Below are 7,596 nucleotides of genomic sequence, written 5' to 3'. Positions count from 1 at the left end.
ATAAAGCAATATAAAATACATATTTCATTAATATAGGTTGGGTGTTTTTTCCTTCTTTTTTGAGTTGGATAACTTTGGGCAATAATAACATTACAAACATCCAAGCAACAAAGTAAACCACTCTACCAATCAATGCCAATGAGGAATAAAGTCCTGCCTGATGGTTATCAAAATAATGTTTCACCAATAAAATATCACTGTTATTGATTATTATTTGAGTTAATTCATAAAATGCAGTCAAGGCAAAAAAAGTAAAGATACTTTTGGTTTCTATAAATTCGTGTTGGAGGTTTTTTGGGTTATAAAGAATGTTTTTTTGAAAAGGGATTAATCCGAAAACAAATGAAATTAAAATTCCTAAAGCCACAGCAATTGATGTTGGAATGCTAGTAAAAAAAAGCACCATTAAAATAGTTATCACTAATCGGCTAAACATTTCTGTTTTATAGGTAATTGCCATATTGTGTAGCTCATTATTTCCTTGGTATAAACCCCTATTTATGCTAATCAAAAAATACAACGGAATTCCAAATCCAAAAATCAAAAATATTTGTGATGTTTCCGTATTAAAGACCAATTGTAATTTTTTATTGAAAATCATTATAAAAATCCCAATCAATATTCCAAAGAACAACGCAATTTTTGTTATTAATTTAATAAAAACGGCCCGCTTATCATTTTCAAATAATACCACATACTTTGAAGTCACAATCTGAAATGTCATTCCCAGAAACGAAAGCACCAATAGTAATGTGATTAAAATCGCCGCATCTGCAAATGCCGCAGGGCCTAAAATTCTTCCAAGCAATAAATTATAAACATAATTTCCTGCGTTTACAACTAACATCGTCAGCATAAAATACTGTTCGGGGCTGATTTGCTTGTAAAGAGAATGAAACCTATCGAGAATTGTTTTCATAAAATTGTTTTCTAAAAATATAAATTTTAACGTAAAATTCTATTTAAATTTAATACTGATAATTGATTGTCTCCTTTATTTGCCACTTCAATGATAAAAAAAGATTTTTTTGTTAAAACATTTTTTTTAAACAATGAAGCCATATATTTTGTTAAATAAACGTGAATTTATAAATTATTTTTAAATAAATGTATTTTTTTGAGGCTATTTCAATTTCAGCTTCAAAATGGGTTTTTAAGGATTAATCCATTTGAGAATTTAAAGATTCATTAATTTTATAAACTCCTCATTTGTATTTGATTTGAATTGACATTTTTTTTGTTATTTTATATTTCCAAGTACAAACATCTTTTAAAAATCAATGAGTGGACTTTTTTATTCGACGAACGGATGGTTCCTTTAGACGAAATATCAAAGGTTTATATCTAACTTGCATGCATTAATAATTACACAATCAACGAATGACTTTATTAAAAAAAATAACACTGCTTTTCCTTTTTACTTATAGTTTTATAGGTCAAGCCCAAAATATGACTGAAGGTTTCTCTAATCTTGAAAAAGGGGAGTTTGATAAAGCCGAAGTTTTCTTTACTACTATATTAAAGGACTATCCTCAAAACAAAACGGCACGTCTTTGTTATGCTCGTGCAGTTGGGTTGAACAAACAACCTGAGAAAGCTTTAACATTATTCACTACATTAAAAAGTGATTATCCAGATGATTTAGAAATAAAATTAAATTATGCTGAATCCTTATTATGGAATAAAAAGTTTGATGATGCTAAAATCTACTATACGACGTTAGTTGCCGACAATCCAACCAACTTTGTAGCACATCTTGGTTTTGCAAATACGTTATCCAATTTAAAAGAATTTAAAGATGCATTGTCTAATGTAAATAAAGCTTTAGAACTATCTCCAGGAAATGGAGGTGCTTTGGTTTCTAGAAAATACATAAAACTGGGTTATGCAAACGAACTGGTTTCGGCGAAAAAATATACTGATGCCGAGGTTTTTTATAACGAAATCCTTTCAGATTTTCCAAATGATAAAGAAACGTTATTGAATAAAGCCAATTTGTATTTGATAACTAAAAATAGTGTGAAAGGAAGAGAAACCTATAATTTATTGTCTGCTTCTGATCCGATTTTGGCACTTAACGGATTGTCTTTAGTAGAACATATCGCTGGAAAAGAAAGCAAAGCGCTCGAAATTTCTGAAAAAGCAATGGCTAAAATTAGCGAAACCAAAGATGAAAATTTAATCAAACAAACACACGAACGCTATGTTCAAGCACTTATTTGGAATAAAAAATACAAATTAGCAGCAACAAAAATTACAGAATTAAACCAACTTTATGCAAATGAAAATTGGTTATTAGCATTATCAGCAACATTGGCTATTTATAAAAGTGATTTTAAAGACAGTATAAAGTTTTACGAAAATATTTTGGTAAACGATTCAAAATCGTTCGATGGGAATCTTGGTATTGCCAATGCATATAATGCTTCAGGAGAAATTGACAACGCTTACAAAGCCGTTTATCAAACGTTAGAAATTTTCAAAAACCAAAACGACGCTACGAATTTTTTGAAGAAATTAAACGAAGAACATACGCCTTCTGTTGAAGAAAAAATAAGTTACTCATTTGATAATGGCAACAACACGGCAATTACATCGAGAACATTAATAACGTTTCCGGTTTCTACGAAATGGTCTTTGAATTCCACTTATCAATACAGAAGAACAGACAACTCTGTTACCAATATCAGTGCAAATGCTAACGATTTTTTGGTCGGAGCTTCTTATAAATTTCATCCTAAAATTAGTTTCAATGTTGACGGCGGAATTACTGCAGCAAACTCATTTACGGTAAGTTATACCTCCTTGTTATTGAATTCTTTTTTTAAAATAAAACCAATGAAATTGCAAGATTTAGAAATTGGATACAAACGCGACTTGCAAAATTTTAATACCGATTTGATTGACAAACAAATTTCGGCTGATAACTACTATTTTAATTATAATATTGGTTCGAACTTTAAATTGGGTTGGTTTACGCAATATTTTTATACAACGCAATCAGATAATAATACTCGTAATTTATTATTTACCTCTCTTTATTACAGCTTTTTATCGAAACCGGTTTTAAAAGGTGGATTCAATTACCAATTCATTTCGTTTAAAGACCAAGTACCAACGGTTTATTTTAGTCCGAGTCGGTTTAACGCGTACGAAGTTTTTGTGGAATTATTGAAAGACGAGAAAATAACTGAAAATAAGTCGCTTTTTTATAATGTAAATTTAGCTACAGGATTTCAGTTCATCGAAAAATTAGACAAACAATCAACCTATAGGATTCAGGCCAACTTGGGTTATAAATTCTCTGATCGATTGTTAGCTAACGTTTACGGATTGAAAAGTAACATTGCTTCGGCTGCTGTTTCTGGATTTACGTATACCGAATTTGGATTTCGTTTAAAATGGTTGTTTTTGAGCAAACCAGTATTTAATTTGCAACCAAATAAATAAGCTGCGTTTGAATGAAATAAAATGTAAACTTTCTGAAATGAAGTTCTTTTTTTTTTTGATTTAGCAATTTTTTTAAAATATTTTGGTATTTAGTTTATTCGTCCTTTTTGTTATTATCTACTTTAATTTGTAATTGTTTAAAGTTAATGTATTGGATTACCGTCTGGATTAACTCTGGGTGTTCACTTTTATCGGAATAGTCATTTAGGGTGTTTGTAATAGAAACAGCTACTAAAATCCAACTCCAAAAATGCTTTGAAACTTTATTGTTAAAATTAAAAAAATACAATTTACTAAAATTGGATCGAACCTTTTTAAACCATTCGTCGATACTTTCCTGCAGTTCATCTGTACTCAATATGATACTGTCGAAAAAAAAATAATTTAAATGAAACACAAATTACATTTATATATTATTTAATACATTATGATTATGTCAAAAGCCCTAAATATTCTTTTAATTGAAGACGATGCAATAGAAGTGATGAAGTTCAATAGAGTTGTCAAAACTCTTAATCTAAATCACAAAATTATAGAAGCTAATAATGGTGAAGAAGCGCTTGAAATTCTTAGAATTAAAGAGGTTATCCCGGATATTATTTTGCTGGACTTAAACATGCCTAAACTTAATGGTTTGGATTTTTTAAGGATTCTTAAAAACGATGAAATTTTAAAATTTATTCCATCTATAATGTTAACAACTTCTAGTAATCATAAAGATTTGTTAGAGTGTTACAAAGTAGGAATAGCAGGTTACCTGCTCAAGCCCTTAAAATACGACGATTACATGGAGCGAATTAAAAAGCTACTTGATTATTGGAGTATAAACGAACTAATTTCGCAATAAAAAATACATTATGTACGGAATTGTTAACAAAGCTATTCAGGATTTAGTAATTACAAATTTTGGAGAACAAAAATGGGAAGACATCAGAGAACCAAGTGGTATAGAAGAAGATTTCTTTATCAGTAAATGATGAACAAACACGTCCATTAGCTAAAAGAGTTTATGAAGAAATGAAAATGAGTGTAAGTGATGTATTAATTGCTTTTGGTGAATGGTGGGTAATGAAAACTACAAAAGAAAAATATGCTGGATTAATGGAATCTGGAGGTTCAACTTTAAAAGAATTTTTAGTAAATTTACCGCTGTTTCACAACCGAGTGATGCTAATTTACCCAAAACTTACACCACCAGAATTTAAAGTTAGTGAAGTTTCAGAAAAAAGTCTTAACTTACATTACTTTTCTAAAAGAGAAGGATTGCAGGATTTTGTGCGTGGTTTAATTCAAGGATTAGGGAAAATGTTTAATACTCCTGTAGAAATTGAACTAGTGCAAACTCGCGACGATGGAGATTCACACGAAATTTTTAAAGTAAGCTGGTAAAAAATGAGCAATTCTCAATTCAATTTTAATGTAGACGAATTCAATTCAATTTTTCCCTTTTACATTTTAATTGATGAAGAATTAAAAATAAAATGTTTAGGGAAATCATTAGCAAAACTGCTGCCTAAAGAATTTATAGGTAGCAGTTTTGTTGATTTATTTGAATTTCAAAGACCTCATTTTGATGAGTTAAATATTCAAAATATTAATCAAACTTTCAATCAATTAGTGATTTTCAATCCAAAAATTGATACTTCTATTTCTTTAAGAGGTCAAATAAATTTGCTTAATAATATTTATCTTTTTGTAGGTACACCATGGTTTAGTTCTATTGAAGATATTGTTGATAAAAAACTTACACTTCATGATTTTGCATTTCATGATCCGTTATTAGATTTATTACATGTATTAAAAAATCAAGAAATACATAACGAAGAACTAAAAGAATTACTTCAAACCTTGAACAACCAACGAAAACTTCTTAAAAAAGATAAAGAAGAGCTTAATAAACTATCTGTAGTTGCAAGTGCTAATAATAATGGCGTAGTTTTTACAAAACCAGACGGAACAATATATTGGTGCAACGATGCTTATGTAAATTTAACTGGTTATTCAAAAGAAGAAATTTATGGCAAAACACCTGTAGAAATTGGAAGATTACCAGAATCAAGTATTGATGAAATAAAAAAAATGGTTGCCGCTTTTGGAAAAAACGAACCATTTGATGTTGAAATTTTACATAAAACTAAGTCTGGAAAAACGTTTTGGTCTCGTACAAAAGGTCAACCTATTAAAGATGCAAATGGTACTACTGTTCAGTATTTTGCCATGATTGATGATGTGTCAAAAGAAAAAATAAAAGAAGAGCGATTACAAATTTTATCTTCAATTGCTGACGTTAACATCAATGCGGTAATTATTTGCGATAAATATGGTAAAATTGAATGGGTAAATAATAGTTTCGAAAAAATTACAGGTTATAAATTAGCTGAGGTTATTGGTAAATCACCAGGTTCCGTTTTACAAGGTGAAGAATCAAACCCAGAAACAATTAAGTATTTAAGAAGTCAAATTGAAGCCGGTGAATCATTTAATTGTGAAATATTAAATTACTCAAAATCCAAACACAAGTATTGGGTACGCATTCAAGGTCAACCATTAAAAGATAAGAACGGCGAATTACTAAAGTATTTTGCAATAGAGGAAGATATTAGTCTAGAAAAAAATTACTATGAAAGTTTAAAAGCTGAAAAAGAAAAATACAGTAATATAATTGCCAACATGAATATGGGATTGCTAGAAGTTGATAATGATGACATTATACTTTTGGCTAACCAATCTTTTTGTGACATGTGTGGTTATTCTTTACTTGACTTAATTGGTACAAAAGCTTCAAATTTGTTGTTTAATTTGAGCGACAAAAATGTGATTCAAACTAAAAATGAAATGCGAATTTCTGGCATTTCCGATTCTTATGAAGTTACCGCAAAAACCAAAGACGGTCAAACAAAATTTTGGATGATTAGTGGCGCACCCAATTACAATGTAAATGGAGAGATTGTTGGTTCTATTGGGGTTCACCTCGATATTACACAACAAAAATCATTGGAATTTCAAAAAGAGCAATTGCTGTTGCGACTCGAAAAACAAAACGAACAACTAAACGAGTATGCTCAAATTGTTTCGCACGATTTAAAATCACCATTGCGAAGCATTCACTCCTTAATTTCTTGGATTAAAGAGGATAATTTAGATGAGTTTAGCGAACAATCTATAGAATATTTAAAACTTATAGAAGACAAAGTCGAAAAGATGGATCACCTGATTCATGGAATTTTAACTTATTCTAAAATGGATACTTTAGATCTTTCTACCGAAGAAATAGATGTAAATGATGTGATAATGAACATCATCAATATCATCCATATTCCAGATAATATTCAGGTGAAAATCAATAATCCACTACCCACAATCATTGCCGATAAATACAGAATTCAACAGTTATTTCAAAATTTAATTGGCAATGCGGTGATTTACATTGAGAAACCAAATGGATTGGTTGAAGTAGATTTTACAGAAGAAAAAGAGCATTTTATTTTTTCAATAAAAGATAATGGTCCGGGAATTGCATTAGAAAATCAAGAAAAAATATTTAGAGTATTTCAATCTTTTACCAAAAATGAAAAATCTACCGGAATTGGTTTATCAATAGTTAAAAGAATTATAGATAACTATAAAGGTAAAATTTGGATTGAGAGTCAACTAACTATTGGAACAACTTTTTACGTAAAACTACCCAAAAAAATATAATTAAAATGAGTTCTTTTTATTTAAATAGTCCATTAGATTTAAAAAACGCAATGCAATCAATTCAAAATGATGTATCGATTCAATCGCTAATGGTTTGTGTTACCGACAAAAGTCGTTCAGCTGTGGCAAGTTTAATTGATGACCTAAATTCACTTCAATTACCCTTTTTTGGTGGAATTTTTCCTGAAATTATTTTCGAAAACAAAAGACAGCAAGAAGGAGTTTTAATTATTACTTTAGATTATAAAGTCGATAATTATATTGTAAAACTTGATGATGAAGCCGAAATTGGCAATCAAATTGAGCATATTTGCGATACTATTCAACCAAATGCCAATACCACTTGGGTTTATGTAGATTGTTTTAGCAGTAATAAAACAGTATTTATAGAATCCTTATACCAAAATTTGGGCTATACTTTTACTTATGTTGGTGGCGGCGCAGGCT

General features: G+C 29.6%; 6 protein-coding genes and 1 pseudogene. 5 read left to right on the top strand and 2 right to left on the bottom strand.

The genetic code is table 11. From position 1 onward, the window contains the following. A partial coding sequence (locus tag ACIQ2X_RS11780; protein WP_396179113.1) for a sugar isomerase occupies positions 1-919 on the bottom strand: 919 nt, incomplete at its 3' end. Between the two features lie 461 nt (positions 920-1,380). Between ACIQ2X_RS11780 and ACIQ2X_RS11775 the strand changes: the two genes are divergently transcribed. After that, positions 1,381-3,450: a tetratricopeptide repeat protein gene (locus ACIQ2X_RS11775; RefSeq protein ID WP_396179112.1), complete on the top strand. Its 2,070-nt coding sequence runs from the start codon at positions 1,381-1,383 to the stop codon at positions 3,448-3,450. Between the two features lie 94 nt (positions 3,451-3,544). On the opposite strand, the gene ACIQ2X_RS11770 is transcribed toward ACIQ2X_RS11775, so the two are convergent. Then, complete coding sequence (locus tag ACIQ2X_RS11770) at positions 3,545-3,808, bottom strand: hypothetical protein (protein ID WP_396179111.1); 264 nt, start codon at positions 3,806-3,808, stop codon at positions 3,545-3,547. 75 nt (positions 3,809-3,883) lie between these two features. Here ACIQ2X_RS11770 and ACIQ2X_RS11765 point away from each other — a divergent pair, with 75 nt between their 5' ends. The 4 genes and pseudogenes from ACIQ2X_RS11765 to ACIQ2X_RS11750 form a co-directional block, all read left to right on the top strand. After that, on the top strand, positions 3,884-4,297 hold the full coding sequence (locus ACIQ2X_RS11765; RefSeq protein ID WP_396179110.1) for a response regulator: 414 nt from the start codon (positions 3,884-3,886) through the stop codon (positions 4,295-4,297). A 10-nt stretch (positions 4,298-4,307) separates the two neighbouring features. Further along, positions 4,308-4,839, top strand: a pseudogene (locus ACIQ2X_RS11760) (heme NO-binding domain-containing protein). 3 nt (positions 4,840-4,842) lie between these two features. Continuing rightward, positions 4,843-7,149, top strand: a complete 2,307-nt coding sequence (locus ACIQ2X_RS11755) for a PAS domain S-box protein (RefSeq protein WP_396179109.1) — start codon at positions 4,843-4,845, stop codon at positions 7,147-7,149. A 5-nt stretch (positions 7,150-7,154) separates the two neighbouring features. Continuing rightward, positions 7,155-7,596, top strand: a 442-nt coding sequence (locus tag ACIQ2X_RS11750) for an FIST N-terminal domain-containing protein (RefSeq protein ID WP_396179108.1), incomplete at its 3' end; no start/stop codon positions are given.

It is taken from the genome of Flavobacterium sp. (assembly GCF_044368625.1).
Classification (GTDB): Bacteria; Bacteroidota; Bacteroidia; order Flavobacteriales; family Flavobacteriaceae; genus Flavobacterium.
The sequence above is the reverse complement of the archived record's forward strand: the minus strand, read 5'-3'. Positions and strand labels throughout refer to the sequence as shown.